The sequence below is a fragment of the Streptomyces sp. SAJ15 genome (assembly GCF_007595705.1).
Classification (GTDB): Bacteria; Actinomycetota; Actinomycetes; order Streptomycetales; family Streptomycetaceae; genus Streptomyces.
Map to the genome: position 1 here is coordinate 133,064 of NZ_NISY01000010.1, position 18,173 is coordinate 151,236.

General features: G+C 71.3%; 17 protein-coding genes and 1 pseudogene. 7 read left to right on the forward strand and 11 right to left on the reverse strand.

The features are described 5' to 3' along the window. Positions 1–12 precede the first annotated feature (12 nt). Together CD790_RS23940 and CD790_RS23945 are read left to right on the forward strand one after the other, a co-directional pair. On the forward strand, positions 13–873 hold the full coding sequence (locus CD790_RS23940; protein WP_144385389.1) for a YihY/virulence factor BrkB family protein: 861 nt from the start codon (positions 13–15) through the stop codon (positions 871–873). Between the two features lie 42 nt (positions 874–915). Further along, entirely contained in the window at positions 916–1,122 is a 207-nt protein-coding gene (locus tag CD790_RS23945) for a hypothetical protein (protein ID WP_144385390.1), read from the forward strand. Positions 1,123–1,193: 71 nt separating this feature from the next. Here CD790_RS23945 and CD790_RS23950 read toward each other — a convergent pair whose 3' ends face one another. From CD790_RS23950 to CD790_RS23960, 3 genes are all read right to left on the reverse strand, one after another. Continuing rightward, entirely contained in the window at positions 1,194–2,360 is a 1,167-nt protein-coding gene (locus tag CD790_RS23950) for a hypothetical protein (RefSeq protein ID WP_144385391.1), read from the reverse strand. Beyond that, a complete protein-coding gene (locus CD790_RS23955; RefSeq protein WP_144385392.1) occupies positions 2,360–2,968 on the reverse strand; it encodes a hypothetical protein in 609 nt (202 codons plus the stop codon). The genes CD790_RS23950 and CD790_RS23955 overlap by 1 nt, the downstream gene beginning before the upstream one ends. A gap of 86 nt (positions 2,969–3,054) precedes the next feature. Then, positions 3,055–4,326: a D-alanyl-D-alanine carboxypeptidase family protein gene (locus CD790_RS23960; protein ID WP_399218138.1), complete on the reverse strand. Its 1,272-nt coding sequence runs from the start codon at positions 4,324–4,326 to the stop codon at positions 3,055–3,057. A gap of 106 nt (positions 4,327–4,432) precedes the next feature. Between CD790_RS23960 and CD790_RS36130 the strand changes: the two genes are divergently transcribed. Both CD790_RS36130 and CD790_RS23965 read left to right on the forward strand, forming a co-directional pair. Further along, on the forward strand, positions 4,433–4,684 hold the full coding sequence (locus CD790_RS36130) for an SCO4848 family membrane protein (protein WP_260867825.1): 252 nt from the start codon (positions 4,433–4,435) through the stop codon (positions 4,682–4,684). 21 nt (positions 4,685–4,705) lie between these two features. Next, entirely contained in the window at positions 4,706–6,157 is a 1,452-nt protein-coding gene (locus tag CD790_RS23965; RefSeq protein WP_144385394.1) for a metallophosphoesterase, read from the forward strand. A 12-nt stretch (positions 6,158–6,169) separates the two neighbouring features. Here CD790_RS23965 and CD790_RS23970 read toward each other — a convergent pair whose 3' ends face one another. Beyond that, positions 6,170–7,018, reverse strand: a complete 849-nt coding sequence (locus tag CD790_RS23970) for a methyltransferase domain-containing protein (RefSeq protein WP_144385395.1) — start codon at positions 7,016–7,018, stop codon at positions 6,170–6,172. A 400-nt stretch (positions 7,019–7,418) separates the two neighbouring features. On the opposite strand from CD790_RS23970, the gene CD790_RS23975 reads away from it, so the two are divergent. Continuing rightward, a complete protein-coding gene (locus CD790_RS23975; protein ID WP_260867826.1) occupies positions 7,419–8,972 on the forward strand; it encodes an ABC transporter substrate-binding protein in 1,554 nt (517 codons plus the stop codon). 93 nt (positions 8,973–9,065) lie between these two features. Here the strand turns inward: CD790_RS23975 and CD790_RS23980 are convergent, their stop codons facing one another. Further along, a complete protein-coding gene (locus CD790_RS23980) occupies positions 9,066–9,851 on the reverse strand; it encodes an alpha/beta fold hydrolase (RefSeq protein WP_144385396.1) in 786 nt (261 codons plus the stop codon). A 142-nt stretch (positions 9,852–9,993) separates the two neighbouring features. On the opposite strand from CD790_RS23980, the gene CD790_RS23985 reads away from it, so the two are divergent. Further along, the gene (locus CD790_RS23985; protein ID WP_144385459.1) at positions 9,994–10,425 is read left to right on the forward strand and encodes an ATP-binding protein; all 432 of its coding nucleotides are present in this window, start codon (positions 9,994–9,996) and stop codon (positions 10,423–10,425) included. A gap of 228 nt (positions 10,426–10,653) precedes the next feature. On the opposite strand, the pseudogene CD790_RS23990 reads toward CD790_RS23985, so the two are convergent. The 6 genes and pseudogenes from CD790_RS23990 to CD790_RS24015 form a co-directional block, all read right to left on the reverse strand. After that, positions 10,654–11,649: pseudogene (locus CD790_RS23990) on the reverse strand (VanZ family protein); the annotation flags it as partial. Positions 11,650–11,781: 132 nt separating this feature from the next. After that, a complete protein-coding gene (locus tag CD790_RS23995; RefSeq protein WP_144385397.1) occupies positions 11,782–12,552 on the reverse strand; it encodes a succinate dehydrogenase iron-sulfur subunit in 771 nt (256 codons plus the stop codon). Then, a complete protein-coding gene (gene sdhA, locus CD790_RS24000; RefSeq protein ID WP_144385398.1) occupies positions 12,552–14,306 on the reverse strand; it encodes a succinate dehydrogenase flavoprotein subunit in 1,755 nt (584 codons plus the stop codon). The genes CD790_RS23995 and sdhA overlap by 1 nt, the downstream gene beginning before the upstream one ends. A gap of 77 nt (positions 14,307–14,383) precedes the next feature. After that, positions 14,384–14,872, reverse strand: coding sequence for a succinate dehydrogenase hydrophobic membrane anchor subunit (locus CD790_RS24005; protein WP_144385399.1), 489 nt, complete (start codon positions 14,870–14,872; stop codon positions 14,384–14,386). A 13-nt stretch (positions 14,873–14,885) separates the two neighbouring features. After that, positions 14,886–15,266 (reverse strand): succinate dehydrogenase, cytochrome b556 subunit, encoded by a 381-nt coding sequence (gene sdhC / locus CD790_RS24010; RefSeq protein WP_144385400.1) that lies wholly within the window; start codon positions 15,264–15,266, stop codon positions 14,886–14,888. Between the two features lie 156 nt (positions 15,267–15,422). Continuing rightward, positions 15,423–15,815, reverse strand: coding sequence for a 2-oxo-4-hydroxy-4-carboxy-5-ureidoimidazoline decarboxylase (locus CD790_RS24015; protein WP_144385401.1), 393 nt, complete (start codon positions 15,813–15,815; stop codon positions 15,423–15,425). A 314-nt stretch (positions 15,816–16,129) separates the two neighbouring features. On the opposite strand from CD790_RS24015, the gene CD790_RS24020 reads away from it, so the two are divergent. After that, positions 16,130–17,758 (forward strand): glycoside hydrolase family 20 protein, encoded by a 1,629-nt coding sequence (locus CD790_RS24020; protein ID WP_144385402.1) that lies wholly within the window; start codon positions 16,130–16,132, stop codon positions 17,756–17,758. Positions 17,759–18,173: the final 415 nt, after the last annotated feature.

Below are 18,173 nucleotides of genomic sequence, written 5' to 3' on the forward strand. Positions count from 1 at the left end.
AGGGGCTGACTCATGGACTGGCTGAAGAGAGTCCCCGGGATCGGCCCGGCCGTCACCCGGGTGACGCGCACCCACGCGTGGCGTTCGTACGAGGTCCTGGACCGGGTGCACTGGACCCGGCTGGCGGCCGCGATCACCTTCATCAGCTTCCTGGCGCTGTTCCCGCTGATCACCGTGGGCGCGGCGATCGGCGCGGCGGTGCTCAGCGAGGAGCGCATGCACCGGCTGGAGGCCGAGCTCGCCGAGCAGGTCCCCGGCATCTCGGGCCAACTGGACCTGAGCGGGCTGGTGGACAACGCCGCGACGGTCGGCATCGTCGCGGGCGCGCTGCTGCTGTTCGCCGGCATCAGCTGGGTGGGCTCGCTGCGCGAGTGCCTACGGGCCGTGTGGGAGCTGGACGAGGACGACGACAACCCCGTGCTGCGCAAGCTCAGGGACGCCGGCATCCTGGTCGGCCTCGGCGGGGTCGCCCTCGCCTCCTTTTCGGTGTCCGCCTTCACCGTCACCGCCGTCGACTGGTCCGCCGAACAGATGGGCGTCGACAAGGACGGCTGGGGCGCCTGGCTGCTCCGGCTGGCCGCGTTCGTGGCGGCGGTGGCCGCCGACTTCCTGATGATCCTCTACGTCCTCACCCTGCTCCCCGGCGTCCAGCCGCCCCGCCGCGACCTCCTCCAGGCCGCCCTCATCGGCGCCGTCGGCTTCGAGCTGCTCAAGCTGCTGCTCAGCGGCTATCTGCGCGGCGTCGCCGCCAAGAGCATGTACGGCGCCTTCGGCGTCCCCATCGCCCTCCTCCTTTGGATCAACTTCACGGCCAAGCTCACCCTCTACTGCGCGGCGTGGACCACGGTGCGACGCAGGTACGACGTACGGTGATAGAGGTGACGCAAGGGACGTCTCAAGCCTCGGGTGGTGCACATGAGCGACATCCTCACGCGATTCCTGGCCTCGCTGTCCGACGACAGCCGCGAGAAGGTGCTCCAGCAGTCCGCCGAGCGCCAGGAGGAGCTGGCGGAGAGCTGGGAGAACCGGGCGGAGGAGCAGGGCGAGGACATCCTCGACGAACTCGACCCGGCGTTGGCCGCCCACCAGGCGGCCGAGGAGATCGTCCGTGAGGCGCTGTGACGCCTCACGGACGATGAGCCGGGCGGGTCAGTCGCCCGCGCGGCGGAACGCGGCGTCGGTGCGGCCGCCGTTCACTTGGGCGCCTGCCGCCAGTCGTTGGGGTCGATGCGCTCGGTCCACACCATGCGTTCCTTGATGTCCCGGGCCGGCCCGTTCTCGTGGTTCAGCGCCTCCTGGCTCTTGCTGTAGCCGGGGAGGAACGACTCCATGTCGGTGTCGTTCTTCAGCTCGTACTGGACGACGATGGAGCCGTCGGGCTCCTGGCTCTTGACCGAGTAGTACACGTCATAGGAGCCGAGCAGCGACTCCGCCTCGTTGGTCTTGCCGCCCCACAGGTTGTCGACGCCCGAGAGGCCCGTCATGTCCTTGACGTACTTCAAGCCGAGTGCGGGCTTCGACAGCTCGGACAGCGAGTGCTTCACATGGCCCTCGCCCTCCCCCTTGTACCAGGCGGTGAGGGTGTCGTCCCGGATCTTCGCCATGCTCGGGCTCTGGCGCAGCTGCTCGATGAACTTGTCGTGCTGCGAGAAGTGCAGCACCTTCTCGCCGCTGCCGGTGACCCAGTCGCCCGCCAGGCCGCGCGGGGTCTGGTTGTTCGGAGACGGATAGGGGTCCAGCCCCTTCATGTCCCGCCCCAGCGCGTCATAGCGGTCGACGCTGATGTCGGCCGTGCTGTTGATGTCCGTGCGGAGCTTCTGCGTGTTGAACCACTCGTCGAGCCCGACGTTCTCCATCAGGGTGATCGACAGGTTCTGGTCGGCCTGGAACGCCACCCGGAGCAGGTCGCCCAGCTCGTCCGACGCGTCCTTGATCTTCTTGTTCAGTTCCTGGAGGGACTTCTCGTCCTTGGCCTTCTCGGAGGTCGTCACCTCCAGCGTCCCGTCGTCCTTCTCCTTGACGGTCAGCCCCTGAGTGGCGAATCGTTTCACCGCCTCGTTGAGGTTCTTCTGGGCGGCCTTGAGCTCACCGACCCCGTCCACCATGGCCTTCTTGACCGCCTCGACCACCTTGGCGGCCGCCGTGATCTGCCGCTGGATGTCGTCGATCTGCGCCCAGGCGTACGGGGCGGCCGCGCCCTCCCAGTACCCCTTGTCCTTCAGCGGCTTGAGCACGTCGTCGCGGACGTCGTCGTCCAGGTCCTTGATCCCGTCGTACACCTCCTGCCACTTGGTGGCGAGGGTGTCCAGCGGGCCGAAGTCCGCTTCCCGGAAGTGGGTGTAGAAGCTGTCCTTCGACATCAGCGGCTCCAGCGCTCGTCGAGGAAGGGGGACTGCGGCTGTTGTATCAGCGGCGGGTTCTGGTACTGCGGCAGCAGCGGGCTGTACGGCTGCTTGAGGCGGTTGAACACGTCCTTGGTGCTCTGGTTCCGCTGGTGGTAGCTGTTGGCCGCCGCGATCAGACTCTCGGAGATGTAGGCGAGCCAGGCGGTCACCGTGCCCGCCTGGCGCTCCCAGTTCTTGTTGGAGGCCGTCAGCGCGGAGGCGATCTGGAGGCCCTCCACGGCCCGGGCGGCCTTCTTCGTCGGCTCCTCCAGCGCGGCCGCCTGCTTGCTGAGCTTGTCGAACACCCCGTCAGCCTTGAGCGCGGCGCCCCGGAGCACCCCTTCCTCGATCTTGAGGTTGGGTGCCACCGGGCCGTGGACGCCCGGCGGCAGGCTACGCGGGGGCGGCGGCGGGGCGCCGGGCAGGTAGGCGTTCGGCTGGTACGGCTGCGCCGCGCCCGGCGCCGGCACCGACCACTCGTTCAGGGTCGGCTTGCGCTCGGGCGGCAGCGGCAGCCCACCGTAGCCGATCGGGTTGTCCGGCTTGGGCAGGTCGTCGCTGGTCCGTGGATTGTCGGTGCTCACGCGTGTCGTCCCCCGTGTGCTCTGTGGATCCCTGGCGGATCTTCAACGCCCCGAGGTTAGTCCAGGCCCGACCCGCGTCTCCAACCTCAGCCGCGCCGCGGCCAGCGCCGCCGCACCCCGTAGGCGACCGCGCCCAGGGCCACCAGGGAGCCGCCCGCGATGCCGGCCGCCGTCCACTTGCCGGAGGAGCCGGAGCCGGTCGCGGCGACCGAGGCCTGGGCGGGCTTGCTGCCGCCGGGGTGCTTGGCGGTGGCCAGGCCCTCGGGGCCGGGGGCGACGAGGGTGCCCACCGGCTCGACCTTGCCGGACGCCTTGAACCCCCAGTCGAACAGGCGGGCGGTCTCCCGGTAGACCTCGTTGTGCTCCTTCTTCCGCGGGTTCATCACGGTGACGAGGAGGACGCGGTCGCCGCGCTGGGCGACCCCGGTGAAGGTGGTGCCGGCGTTGGTGGTGGAGCCGTTCTTGACGCCGGCGATGCCCTGGTAGGGCTTCATGTCGTAGTCGCCGGTCAGCAGGCGATTGGTGTTCTGTATCTCGAAGGAGTCGCGGATCGGCTTCCCGGCCTTGTCCTTCTTGACCTTCTTGGTCTTCTCGTCCTTCTTGAACTCGCCGGGGAACTTCGCCGTCGCCGTCCCGCAGTACTCCCGGAAGTCCGCCTTCTGCAGGCCCGAGCGGGCGAACAGCGTCAGGTCGTAGGCGCTGCTGAGCTGCCCCTTCTCGTCGTAGCCGTCGGGGCTGACGACATGGGTGTCGAGGGCGTTGAGCTCCTTGGCGTGGGCCTGCATGTCGCGGATGGTCTTCTGCTTGCCGCCGTTCATGGCGGACAGGACGTGCACGGCGTCGTTGCCGGACTTCAGGAAGACGCCCAGCCACAGGTCGTGCACCGAGTAGGTGTAGTGCTCCTTGATCCCGACCATGCTGCTGCCCTCGCCTATGCCCTCCAGGTCGGACAGCGCCACCTTGTGGGTCTTGTCCTTGGGGAGCCGGGGCAGGACGGTGTCGGCGAAGAGCATCTTCAGGGTGGAGGCCGGGGCCAGCCGCCAGTGGGCGTTGTGGGCGGCCAGGACCTCGCCCGACTCGGCGTCCGCGACCAGCCAGGAGCGACCGGTGAGGCCCTTGGGCAGGGCCGGGGCGCCCGGCTTGAGGGCGACCTGGGTGCCGGGCCGGCCCAGCCGCTCGCCGCCCACCGTGGACGTCTTGGCCGGGGGCTTCGGCTCCGGCGTCCTGGTGTTCCGGGAACCCCCGGGGCCCTCGTCGGCGTGGGCGGGGGCGGCGGCCAGCAGCACGGAGCCGGTGAGCGTCAGGGCCGCGGCGGCGGCGCGGGCCGAGGCGACCCGGCGGGGGGTGGGGGAAGTCATGGACACGCAGGTGAACGTATCGTTCGCGCTCCGTGAGCCGGACGGCGGCTCCGGGTTGTCCGACCCCCGCGCGGGCGCGCCCCGCCGGACGCCCATACTGGAAGCCATGAAGCTCAGCCGCCCCGTCTCCTGGTTCCTGCTGTCCTTCGGGGCGTGGAGCTGGGTCATCTGGTTCACCTTCGTGAAGAATCTCTGGAAGGACGGCAGCGGGCTCGCGTTCGACGACGCCGGCGATCCCACCGCGTACTTCTGGGTGCATCTGCTGCTCGCGATCACCTCGTTTCTCTTGGGGACGGGCATCGGAGTGATCGGGTTCCGTGGGCTGCGCGCCCTACGACGCAGTGACGCCGCCGCCTAAGGCGTCCTAGGGAGGTCCCGCGTGGTCGCGGTCTATGTCCTGGTGGCGCTCACCGTGCTCGGCCTGCTGGCCGGGGTGCACTGGTACCTGTGGCGACGGCTCATCCGCGATACGACGGCGCCCGGAGGCCGCGTACGCCGCGCCGGCACCGTGGCGGCCTTCCTGCTCCCGTCGATCACCGTCGCCGCCCTGGTCGGCGGCCGCGCCGGCGTCCCGTTCACGATCGAGCGGGTGCTCGCCTGGCCCGGCTATCTGTGGCTGGCGCTGGTCCTGTATCTGACCCTCGGCCTGCTGGTCGGCGAGGCCGTGCGGCCGCTGCTACGACTCCTGCTGGAGTACCGGGACCGCCGGCACGGCCGGGATCGGGACCGTCGGGGCGCCGTCGCGCCGGCCGGGGCCGAGACCCCGGTTCGCGGGGACGGCCCGGGCGGTGCCGTGGACCGGGTGGCGGGCCGGACGGAGACGCCGGGGCGCGCGCCGGCCCCGGTCCGCGCGGAGACCGCCCCCGCGGTCGAGAGGACCGACGCCGGCGCCCCCGTCCGTACGGAGATCGCTCCCGCGGCGGAGAGGACCGACGCCGACGCCGACGCTCTCGACGGGCCGGCTCCGGCCGAGCCGGAGCCGGCCGCCGGGAGCCCCGCGGTCGGGTCCTCCCGCCGGCTCTTCGTCGCCCGCACCGTCGCCGTCGGCGCCGCCGCGGCGGCCACGGGCACCGTCGGGTACGGCACGTACAACGTGCTGCGCGGCCCACGGATCAAGCGGGTCACCGTGCCGCTGGCGAAGCTGCCGCGGGCCGCGCACGGGTTCCGGATCGCCGTGGTCAGCGACATCCACCTGGGCCCGATCCTGGGCCGCGCCCACGCGCAGCGGGTGGTCGACACCGTCAACCGCACCGACCCGGACCTGATCGCCGTCGTCGGCGACCTGGTCGACGGCCGCGTGTCGGAGCTCGGCCGGGCCGCCGAGCCGCTGCGCGGGCTCACCGCCCGCCACGGGGCGTACTTCGTCACCGGCAACCACGAGTACTTCTCGGGCGCCGCGCCCTGGCTGGACCACGTCCGCGAGCTGGGGCTGCACCCGCTGGAGAACGCCCGGGTGGAGCTCCCCGCCTTCGACCTCGCGGGGGTCAACGACCCCGCCGGCGAGAGGGAGGGCGAGGGCCCCGACTTCGGGAAGGCGCTGGGCGACCGGGACCCGGCCCGTGCCTCCGTGCTCCTCGCCCACCAGCCGGTGGTGATCCACGACGCCGTCGACCACGGCGTGGACCTCCAACTGTCCGGCCACACCCACGGCGGCCAGATGTGGCCCGGCAACCTCGTCGCCGCCCTCGCCAACCCCACCCTGGCCGGCCTGGAGCGCTACGGCGACACCCAGCTCTACGTCAGCCGCGGCGCGGGCGCCTGGGGCCCGCCGGTGCGGGTGGGCGCGCCGCCGGACGTCACGGTCGTCCAGCTCGCGGCCCGGAGCGCCTGAGCCCTACCGGCCTCAGCCGGGGTGCCTCGCGGTCAGCACCACGTAGCCGAGGTCGAGCGCCGCGCCGATCCGCTTGAACTCCGCGACATGCCCGTCGAACTGGTCGCTCTTGACGCCGAAGGCCGCCGCGAAGGCGTCCGGTTTGGCCAGCGCGGCGGCTTCCATCGCCTGATGGGACGGGCCGATGATGTCGTCGCCCAAGTCGGCCAGCTCCTCCAGGCGCAGCCCCGCCTCGCTGATCAGCCGTGGGTACTCCGCCAGCTCGATGTGGTCCGGGATCGCGAACATCGAGGCGGCGCGCTCGTAGGCCGCGCGCTCCTGTGCCGCGATCGGCTCCCGCAGCACGATGTCCATCACCGCGAGCCGCCCACCGGGGCGCAGCACGCGCGCGATCTCACCCAGCGCCTGCGCCGGGCTGTGCAGGTGGAACAGGCACTCCACCACCCACACCGCGTCGAACGAGGCGTCGGGGAAGGGCAGCTCCATGGCGTCGGCGCGCTGGAAGCGCACCCGGTCGGCGACCCCCTCGCGCTCGGCGCGCGCCGTCGCCCGCTCGACCTGCACGGGGCTGATGGTGACGCCGACGACCTCCTTGACCGGCGTGGACAGGGCCAGCCGCACGGCCGGCTTCCCGGAGTCGCAGCCCACGTTCAGGACCCGGCGGCCGCCGACCTCGCCGAGCTTGTGGATGAGGAGGTCGGCCAGCCGGGCGGCGGCCACCTCCACCGAGCTCCCGTCGTGCGGCGCCGGCCAGTAGCCGAAGTGCAGGTTCCCCTCCGACGCCTCGTCGAGGACGTCGGTGAGCCGGTCGTAGTGGTCCGCCACGTGGTCGGGGGTGATGTTCCGCGGCGTGTCGGTCATGGCTAACCCCTCCATGTCGTCGTGCCCCTGCGAACGGCTGCTGCCGCCGCCGACGCCCCACCGTAGGGACCCGGGGCCGATCGGAGACCCCCCCTAGAGGCTCTGGTTTTCCGGCGTGCTGCTCTGGCCAACGGTTCGGCTCCGGCCCGCGGTTCGGCTCCCCCGCCCGTACGGGTCAGGCGTCGTCCAGGTCAGGCGTCGACCGAGTGAGCGGCGCCCGCCCCCACCGACCGCCGGACGAGGCGCGCCGCGCCGACGGCGCCCATGGTGTCCAAGTTGCGGCGGATACGCGCGAGTTGGTGGCGGGCCGGGCATGCGTGTGGTTGGGTGCTGAGCACCAGGGCGGGCGCGTGGGACACCCGCACGCCCGAGTGGTGGGGGGCCTAAGGGGGCGCGGGGAGTGCGCAAGGTCGGAACGCGTGTCGTGATCGTCGCCGTGCTGCTGGCCCTCGCCGGGGCCGGGGGATATCGCCTGATGTCCGCCTCGGACGGCGAGGAGAAGGCGATCCGAGTGGGCACCACGGACAACGTCACCGCGCTCGATCCGGCGGGCGCCTACGACGGCGGCTCATGGGCGATGTTCAGCAACCTCTACCAGTCGCTGCTGACCTTCACCCCCGGCTCCAGCCGGCCGGAGCCGGACGCGGCCCGCGACTGCGCGTTCCAGGGCGGCGAACTGACCCGGTACGTGTGTCTGTTACGGCCCGGGCTGCGGTTCTCCAGCGGCCGCGCCGTGACCGCCGAGGACGTGAAGTTCTCCTTCGACCGCGTTCGGGCCATCGGCGACGGGAAGGGCCCCGGCACGCTGCTGGACACCCTGAAGCGGGTCCGCGCGGAGGGCTCGGACAAGGTGGTCTTCGAGCTGCGCTCCCCGGACGCCACCTTCCCGTTCAAGATCGCGACCGGTGCCGGTTCGATCGTGGACCGGCATGACTACCCGGCCGACAGGCTCCGCACCGGCACCCGGGTGACCGGCTCTGGCCCCTATCTGCTGGACCGCTATGTGAAGGGCGACCGGGCCGAGCTGCGGCCCAATCCGGACTACCAGGGGGCGGTCGACACCGGCGCCCCGGTCACCGTGCGCTACTTCACCACCGCCGAGGAGCTCAGCGCCGCCTGGGAGCGGCGTCAGGTGGACGTGGTCGGCAAGGACATGCCGCCCCGAGAGCTGGCGGACCTCAACCCCGCCGACCCGAAGATCAAGTACATGGAGTCCACCGGCGCCACCACCCGCAACCTGGTCTTCGACCTGCGGGGTGACTCCCCGATGCGGGAGCCGGCGGTGCGCCGGGCCGTCGCGGCCGTCGTCGACCGGGAGGCGATCGCCCGCGATGTGCACGCGCGCACCGTCGACCCGCTGTACTCCCTCATCCCGCAGGGGATGAACGGCCACACCACCCCGTACTACGACACCTATCCCCGGCCCGATCCCGGACGCGCGGAGCGCCTGCTGCGCGAGGCCGGGATCGTCGCCCCGGTCCGCTTCTCGCTGGGCTTCGCGCGCGGCGACACCACCGAGCGGGAGGCGGTGACGGTGCGGCGGCAACTGGAGGCGACCGGGCTGTTCAAGGTGTCCCTGGAGCGGCGGGAGTGGGAGGCGTTCCAGGAGGACTTCGCCCGGGGGCGCTTCGACGCCTTCCTGATCAGCTGGATCGCCGACTTCCCCGACCCGGACACCTTCACCACCCCGCTCGTCGGCCCCGAGTCCGCCTTCCACAACGGCTATCGGGAGGCCCGGGTGAACAGGCTCATCCGGGCCACCCAGTTCGAGTCCGAGCGCTCCCGCACCGTGGTGGACTTCCGCACCATCCAGCGGATCGTCGCCGACGACGTGCCGATGGTCCCGCTGTGGCAGAAGAAGGACACGGTGCTGTCCACCAACTCCATCGCCGGCACCCAGTACCTGGCCGACGCCACCGGAATGTGGCGGCTGTGGAAGCTGCGACGGATCTGAGCGGGGTGGCCGAGGTCTCGGGCCGTCGTGATGGCGATCCGGGCGGTACCGGGCGGTCGGCGCCGCCGCGGTCCGGGATGCCGTGCTCCCGGTTCAGAGCCCGTGGCGGCGCAGGAAGTCCTCGATCAGCCGCTGCCAGGCCGCCGGCCGCTCCGCCATCACCACATGCCCGGTGGGGATCTCCACGTACTCCGCCCCGGCGATGCCGTCCGCCAGTCGGCGGGACTGGGCGGGCGAGACCAGGGCGTCGCCGGTGGGGCAGATCACCAGCGTGGGCGCGGTGATCCGGGACAGGTCGGCGCTGACGTCGGCCGTCGCGACGGCCCCGGCCTGGTCGGGGGTGCCGGCCGGCACGCTCTCCCTGACCAGCCGGTAGAACTGCTCGACCTGGTCGCTCGGCAGCCCGTTGAAGAACTCCTCGCTGAAGCCGGTCAGCGCGGTGAAGCGGGCGAAGGAGTCCAGGTCCCCCTTCTCCAGCAGCCGTCGCCACACCTCCACGGTGGCCAGCAGCCGGTTGTCGGGCTTGACTATCCCGGCGGTGAGCACGAGGCCGGTGACACGCTCCGGGTGGCGGGCGGCGATCCGCACCGAGACCAGCGTGCCCAGGGAGTAGCCGATCAGGGTGAAGGTCCGCGCCCCGGCGGCGTCGGCGGCGGCCAGCACCGCGTCGGCGAGCCCGTCGATGGTGAGCGGCTCGGTCGCGCGCGGGGTGGCGCCGGAGCCGGGGTAGTCCGGGGCGATGACGGTGTGGTCCTTGGCCAGCCCCGGGAGGAGCGGCGAGTAGTTGGCCTCGGCGCTGCCGCTGGCGCCGTGGGCGAGGAGCAGGGCGGGGCCGGAGCCGAGGACGGTGGTCGCGAGTGCGGTGGGCTGCGTAGTCATGATCGACAGCCTGCCACCTGACATGGATGTCAAGGTCAAGTCCGCGCCAGCGGCGCACCGTGGCACGCGGAGCGGCTCGTTCGCCCCCTTGTGCCCGAAAACCGAAGGAGCGGAGGGTGTTGCTGGGGAGAAGGGGGCACCTATGGGGGAGACACCGGTCCTCAGACGCGTCGCGTTCCAACTACCGCGACATCCCGCGTCGATCGCCACGGCCCGGCACCGGATCCGTGAGCAGCTGGTCGCGTGGAGCCGTGAGGCGTGGCTGGTGGAAGACGCGGTCCTGGTGGTCTCGGAGCTGACGACCAACACGGTCCGGCACGGGCATGTCCTGGAGCGGGAGTTCGAGGTCGCGGTCACGATGATGGCCGACGGCTCCTGTGTGGTGGAGGTCGCCGACGGGGGCAGCCGCTACGACCCCGTCCCGCCGTCCGCCCAACCGCCCCCCGAGGCCGAGTCCGGCCGCGGACTGCGCCTCGTCGACTCCCTCGCCGAGTCCTGGGGCGTGTGGAACCGCGGCCGCTTCGGCAAGACGGTCTGGGCGCTGCTGCGTCCGGCCGGTGACGCCGGCGGCTGACCCCGCCGCCCGGGTGGGCGGCAGCGCCGCGGTCCGCAGCCCCGACAGGCGGTCGTGCGGGGCGAGTCCCGCCGCGTGCCGGAGCGTCACCAGCGCGTACGCCGTGACCGTGGCGACGGCCAGCAGCACGGCGAGGGTCTGCGTCGGGTACCCGGCGGCGGTGTAGAGCGTCTCCCGTCCGCCCGCGTGCCGGGCGACGGAGACGGTCGAGGCGACGGACGCCGGGCTCGGATCGTAGAAGAGCACCGTCAGGGCGGTGAGCAGGAGCGTCGACAGCGGCAGCGCGGGGACGGCCAGGACCGCGGCGCGCACGCACAGCCGTCCCGGCGTGGGGCGCGAGGCGCCGTCCGCGCCGACCAGGCGCAGCCGCAGCAGCCGCTTCCCCGGAGTGGCCCCCGTGAGCCACGGCAGCAGCACCCACCACACGGCGCCCACCGCCGCCGTGGTCCGGGTGGCCGCGGCGAGGTCGAGCGGGCCGCCGAGGAGCCGCGCCGTGGCCAGGCCGGCCGTCGTCAACGCCGTGACCGCGGACAGATCGACGACGAGCGCCGTCAGTCGACGCCCGAACGGGACCGGGCGACGGGCCCGGGCCCGCTCGTCCAGCGCCTCCAGCGGCGGGAGGGCGCGGGCGAGCGGGGCGGCCGCCAGCCAGCCGAGGACCGCGCCGGTGGTGTTGGTCAGCAGGTCGTCGACGTCGAAGAGCCGGTACGGGCAGGGGTACAGCCCCCACACCCCGGTCCACTGGGTCAGCTCGAAGAACAACGCCGCCGAGGCCCCGATCAGCGCGGTGCCGGCGAGGCCGCGGCGGACGTGGTAGCGCAGGAAGACGCCCAGCGGCAGCAGCAGCGCCAGGTTGAACAGGGCCCCGGCGACCGCCGGGTTGCTCAGCGCCAACGCGTCCAGGGTGACCTTGTGTCCGGCCTCCTTCCAGATGTCGCCGAAGGTGTTGCCGGGCACCAGCTGGGGGTGGGCGACCGCGGCGTAGGCGGCGCAGATGTCCACCGATCGCCTGGGGAGCGGCACGATCGTCAGACACAGAGCGGTGAGCGCGTAGTACAGGAAGCCGAAGAGCGACAGCGCGCGCCACTGCGAGAGCACCCCGTGCCGCCGGTAGAGGACGACGGCCGTCGGCAGCAGCAGGACCAGTGCCAGCAGGGGGAAGAGCGCGGAGGCGGTCTTGATCGGAAGGAGGTACGCGGTCGCCATGGCGCGACTATACGCCATGTGTATACATGCGGTGTATAGCTGGAGGAGGGAAGGCCGTGCCCCCGCGGGGGAGAGGGCATGGGAAGGCCCCGTGTCCGGTGGGGACACGGGGCCTTTCCGAAACCGCGGCCGGGGTGACCGGCCGGCAGGTCAGATGCGTCGCGTGATCAGCGCGCGCTTCACTTCCTGGATGGCCTTGGTGACCTCGATGCCGCGCGGGCAGGCGTCCGTGCAGTTGAAGGTCGTGCGGCAGCGCCAGACGCCGTTGTTGTCGTTGAGGATCTCCAGCCGCTGCTCACCGGCCTCGTCGCGCGAGTCGAAGATGAAGCGGTGCGCGTTGACGATCGCCGCCGGGCCGAAGTACTGGCCGTCGTTCCAGAACACCGGGCACGAGGAGGTGCACGCGGCGCACAGGATGCACTTGGTGGTGTCGTCGAAGCGCTCGCGGTCCTCGGCGGACTGCAGCCGCTCCCGCGTCGGCTCGTTGCCCTTGGTGATCAGGAAGGGCATCACATCGCGGAACGCCTGGAAGAACGGCTCCATGTCCACGACGAGGTCCTTCAGGACCGTGAGGCCCTTGATCGGCTCGACCGTGATCGGCTTGTCCGGGTTGATGTCCTTGATCAGCGTCTTGCAGGCCAGCCGGTTGCGGCCGTTGATCCGCATGGCGTCGGAGCCGCAGATCCCGTGCGCGCAGGAGCGACGGAAGGTCAGCGTGCCGTCGTGGTCCCACTTGATCTTGTGGAGACCGTCGAGCACACGCTCCTTCGGGTCGATCTCGACCTGGAAGTCCTGCCAGGTCGCCTGGTCGGAGACCTCCGGGTTGAACCGGCGGATCCGGAAGGTGACCGTGATGTAAGGGGAGGCGGCCGGCTCGGCGGGGGACGCCGCCGCGCCCTTGTCCAGAACGGGGGTAGCCATCAGTACTTACGCTCCATCGGCTGGTAGCGGGTCTGGACGACCGGCTTGTAGTCGAGACGGATGGACTCGGTGCCGTCGTCGCCGACCTCGCGGTACGCCATGGTGTGGCGCATGAAGTTGACGTCGTCGCGGTTGGGGAAGTCCTCGCGGTAGTGACCGCCACGGGACTCCTTGCGGGCCAGCGCGGAGACCGCCATGACCTCGGCCAGGTCGAGCAGGTTGCCCAGCTCGATGGCCTCCAGCAGGTCGGTGTTGAAGCGCTTGCCCTTGTCCTGCACGGCGACGTTCCGGTACCGCTCGCGCAGCTCGCCGATCTTCTCGACCGCCGTCTTGATGGTCTGCTCGGTGCGGAAGACCATGACGTTGGCGTCCATGGTCTCCTGCAGCTCCTTGCGGAGCTCGGCGACCCGCTCGTTGCCGGTGGAGGCGCGCAGCTGCTCCACCTGGTCGATCACCAGCCGCGCCGGGTCCTCCGGCAGCTCGACGTAGTCGGCCTTGGCGGAGTACTCCGCGGCGGCGATGCCCGCGCGGCGGCCGAAGACGTTGATGTCGAGCAGCGAGTTGGTGCCCAGGCGGTTGGCGCCGTGCACCGAGACGCAGGCCACCTCGCCGGCGGCGTACAGGCCCGGCACCACGGTGGTGTTGTCGGCCAGCACCTCACCCTCGACGTTGGTCGGGATGCCGCCCATGGCGTAGTGCGCGGTGGGCTGGATCGGGATCGGGTCGGTGTACGGCTCGATGCCCAGGTAGGTGCGCGCGAACTCGGTGATGTCCGGCAGCTTGGCGTCCAGCTGCTCCGGCGGCAGGTGGGTGAGGTCCAGGTAGACGTGGTCGCCCTCGGGACCGCAGCCGCGACCCTCGCGGATCTCGGTGTAGATCGAGCGCGAGACCACGTCGCGGGAGGCGAGGTCCTTCATGACGGGCGCGTACTTCTCCATGAAGCGCTCGCCGTCCTTGTTGCGCAGGATGCCGCCCTCACCGCGGGCGCCCTCGGTGAGCAGGATGCCCATGCGCCAGATGCCGGTCGGGTGGAACTGGAAGAACTCCATGTCCTCCAGCGGCAGCCCGCGGCGGTAGACGGCGGCCTGGCCGTCACCGGTGAGGGTGTGCGCGTTGGAGGTCACCTTGAAGAACTTGCCGCAGCCGCCGGAGGCGTAGATCACGGCCTTCGCCTGGAAGACGTGGATCTCGCCGGTGGCCAGCTCGTACGCCACCACGCCGGCCGACTTCTTGACGCCGTCGACCTCGGTGATGAGCTGGTCGAGGACGTAGAACTCGTTGAAGAACTCCACGCCCTCCTTGACGCAGTTCTGGTACAGCGTCTGGAGGATCATGTGGCCGGTGCGGTCGGCCGCGTAGCAGGAGCGGCGGACCGGGGCCTCGCCGTGGTTGCGGGAGTGGCCGCCGAAGCGACGCTGGTCGATGGTGCCGTTCGGGGTCCGGTTGAACGGCAGACCCATCTTCTCCAGGTCGAGGACGGCGTCGATGGCCTCCTTCGCCAGGATCTCGGCGGCGTCCTGGTCGACCAGGTAGTCACCACCCTTGACCGTGTCGAAGGTGTGCCACTCCCAGTTGTCCTCCTCGACGTTCGCGAGGGCGGCGGCCATGCCGCCCTGGGCGGCGCCGGTGTGGGAGCGGGTCGGGTAGAGCTTGGTGAGCACCGCGGTGCGGCTGCGCTTCGTCGCCTCGATGGCCGCGCGCATGCCGGCGCCGCCGGCCCCGACGATGACGGTGTCGTACTTGTGGATCTTCATGAGTGGATTACCTCAGCCCTGGGTGCCAGGGGCGCGTAGCGCCTTCCGTTGAGGGCGGTGGTCGGCGACGGGAGGGCCTAGCGGATGTTCGGGTCGAAGGTGAAGAGCACCAGCGTGCCCAGCACGATGGTGAACCCCGCCGCGGTGTAGAGCAGCCCCTTGAGCCACAGGCGCGTGCTGTCGCGCTCCGCGTAGTCGTTGATGACCGTGCGCAGGCCGTTGGCGCCGTGCAGGGTGGCGAGCCACAGCATGATCAGGTCCCAGGCCTGCCAGAACGGGGAGGCCCAGCGGCCGGCCACGAAGGCGAAGCCGATCCGGCTCACGCCGCCGTCCAGCACCAGCTGGATCAGCAGGTGACCCAGGACCAGCACCACCAGGACGATGCCGGACAGCCGCATGAACAGCCATCCGTACATCTCGAAATTGGTTCGGCTGGCCTTCTTGGGGGTCTTCTTGGTGCGGGCCCGCGGCGGCTCGATCACCGGCGCCGGGTTGTCCACGTCGTACAGACTGACGTCGTCGTTCACGGTGCTCACGTCGCTCGGGGAAGTCGTCTCAGCGCTCATCGTCGATCACGCCTCAGTTCCCGAAGAGTTCGCGCAGCGTGTGCTGCAGGATCGGGTAGAAGGCGCCGGCCATCAGGACCAGCCATACGCCCATCACGGTCCACAGCATCTGCTTCTGGTACTTCGGGCCCTTCGACCAGAAGTCCACGGCGATGACGCGCAGGCCGTTCAGGGCGTGGAAGAGGATGGCGGCGACGAGGCCGTACTCCATCACGTTGACGACGGGGTTCTTGTACGTCGCGACGACATCGTCGTACGCCTCGGGGGAGACGCGGACGAGCGATGTGTCGAGTACGTGCACGAACAGGAAGAAGAAAATGAGGACGCCGGTGACTCGGTGAGCCACCCAGGACCACATGCCTTCCCGGCCGCGGTAAAGCGTTCCAGCCGGCACGGAAAACCCTCCGGAAGCGGGGATGTGGGGCCTTCCGGCTTTGGTCGGTCGGTCTGGCCCGGCCGGGTACGGTCCACCGGCCCCGGCCATCGTAGCGACGTGTTGTCGGTTCCTTCGCGCGGGGTCGATCAGCCGGATTAATCAGGCACGTACGGCCTATAGGGCAGAAGTGAACTGATCCGGCATTTGGGGGGTGCGGCGGCGTCGGGCGGCCAGATGGGTGAGTCGGGAGCGCGCGGCGCGCCGCAGCTCATCGGCGGTGACGGCGCGCTTCTCGTCGGCGAGCGCCTCGTCGAGGTCGGCGGCCGTGAGTCGACGGCTCGCCTCGTCGGCCGCCCGCAGCAGCGCCTCCAGGTCGGGGTAGGGGCGGCGGGCGGCCACCCGTCGGGCCCAGCGTCGGCTGCCGCAGCAGGCCAGCAGCGCCTCCTCGGCGGCGCCGGCGGGGGCGGCGTTGAAGCGGTCGAGGGGGCTGAGGGGGCTGAGGGGCCCCTCGAGGTGGAGTGCGGGGGTGGTCGGTTCGGGCGGGTCTGCGGTGTCGCTGGATGGCATGGGCTTCTCGGGTGGGTGGTCGAGGGGAACCGTGGAAAGGAAGGAGGGGATCGGGAGGGTGAGGGAGGTGGGGGAGGCGTGAGGGAGGCGCGGGGAGCGATGAGCGAAGGGGGACAAGGAAGGTGAAGGGGTGTGAGATGAGCGAAAGGGGGAGAAGGGGTGTCGCCACCGTAACGGTGTAAGTCGGATGTCGGCTGATAGATGCGCAAAATTCACCCGGAAGACAGGGGTGTGTGGCACAGGGTGGACGTCGAGGCCCCTGTCGAGGTCGCCGCGACCCCCGGGCGCGCATCCCTTATGGGAGGGTTCATTCCATGAGGATGCCGATCAGCATCTCCAGAGCCACGGCGGTGTGGAGCGGCGTGGCCGCGGTCGCCGTGCTGATCACCCTGATCGTCCTGTCCTGCCAGCGGGACACCGGAGCCCCCGCCGGCCCCCCGGTGTCGCTGCCGCCGGCCGTCTCCCCCTCCCCCTCGCCCTCCCCGTCCCCCTCGACCCGCACCCCGCTGCCGCCACCCGGCCCGGTCCCCGCCGCCATCCCCGCCCTGCGCTCGTACCGCACCGAGCCCGGCCACGGCTGGCTGCCGGGCAAGGACACCCGGGTGGTCGCCGATCCCAGGGGGCCGCTCGCCGACGAGGCGCGGCAGCTCGCCGAGGAGCTCGGCGGCCGCACCGCCGACGGCCCCGCCCGCCGGGGCGACCTGGAGTTGGCGCTCCGCCCCGACCAGGCCGGCGGCCCCGAGGCGTACACCCTGCGGGTGCACGACGGACGGGCCCGGATCACCGCCGCGGGTGAGGCAGGCGCCTTCTACGGCACCCGCACCGTGCTGCAGGCCGCCCGCGCGGGCGCGCGCCTCCCCGACGGGGTGCTGGAGGACGCCCCCGACCGGCCGCAGCGCGGACTCATGCTCGACATCGCCCGCAAGCACTACTCCGCCGAGTGGATCGAGGCGCGGCTACGCGAGATGGCCGACCTCAAGCTCAACCAGCTCGCCCTGCACTTCTCCGACGACCAGGGTTTCCGCGTCCAGAGCGACAGTCACCCGGAGGTGGTCTCCGCGCAGCACCTCACCAAGGACGAGGTGCGGCGGATCCTGGCGCTGGCCGAGCGGCTGCACATCACCGTCGTTCCCGAGATCGACTCGCCCGGCCACCTCGGCGCGGTGCTGCGCGCCCACCCCGAGCTCCAGCTGCGCAACGCCGCCGGGACGCCCGTCATGGGCGCCATCGACATCTCCAACCCCGCCTCGTCTCGCATGGTGGACGACCTGACCCGCGAATTCTCCGAGCTTTTCCCCGGGCGTCACTGGCACTTGGGCGGCGACGAGTACCGCGCGCTGATGTCCAGCGACCCCGAGGCGTCCTACCCGCAGCTGGCGGCCGCCGCCCGGCGCGCCTTCGGTCCCTCCGCGCGGGTGCGGGACCTCGCCACCGACTGGTTGAACGACCGTGCGGCCGTCGCGCGCGAGCAGGGCAAACAGCCCAAAGCGTGGAACGACGGCTTCTTCCGCGGCGGTGTCGTGGCCCCGGACCCGGGCATTGAGGTGGAGTACTGGACCGGCAGGGAAATCGGGGCGCGGCCGCCGGTGGAGTATCTGCGGGCGGGGCAGAAGGTGGTCAACCTCAACGATGAATACCTCTATTACGTACTCGGCGAGCCCAATGAGTTCCGCTATCCGACCGGGGAGCGCATCTATGCGGAATGGTCGCCGGCGGTGCTGCGCGGCACGACGCCGGTACCGGACGCCGGTCTCACCGGCGCGGACCGGGTGAAGGGCGGCAAGCTCGCGGTCTGGGGCGATCTGCCGAACGCGCAGACCCCCGAGCAGGTGGCGGCGGGAATCCGGATGCCGCTGCGGGCGCTGGCCCAGCGGCTGTGGGACCCGCGGCCGCCCGTGCTGAGCTGGGCGGAGTTCCAGGCGCTGGCGGACCGGGTGGACTGACCGGCCCCGTGGGAGATCGGTGGCGCGCGGCGGCGGAAAGGCGCGCCACGGCGGAAAAGGGGGCGCCCGGACCGGAAGACATCCGGTGAATAGGCCGGGAACGGAGGGACGGCCGGGGCCGCCACCCCCCACAGGAGAGGCCCCGACCGTCGTCCGGTACGGGCCCGCGAGCGGGCCCGTATCTCTTACAGCGCCACGTGCCGCGATTTCGTCACACCCGGCGCCCGGCCCCGCTCTGGACTTGGCTGGGCAGATGCCCGTAACGTGCAGGTCCGCGCTTTGGGCGCGGTGTGTCGTTTATTCCTTCCGTGGACGAGGACCAAAGGCCACGGCTCAGGGGGATCTGGAAAATGTATTCGTGTGGGAACTGCCGCGCTGTCGCTGTCGGCCCCGACGGGCGATGTGCCGCCTGTGG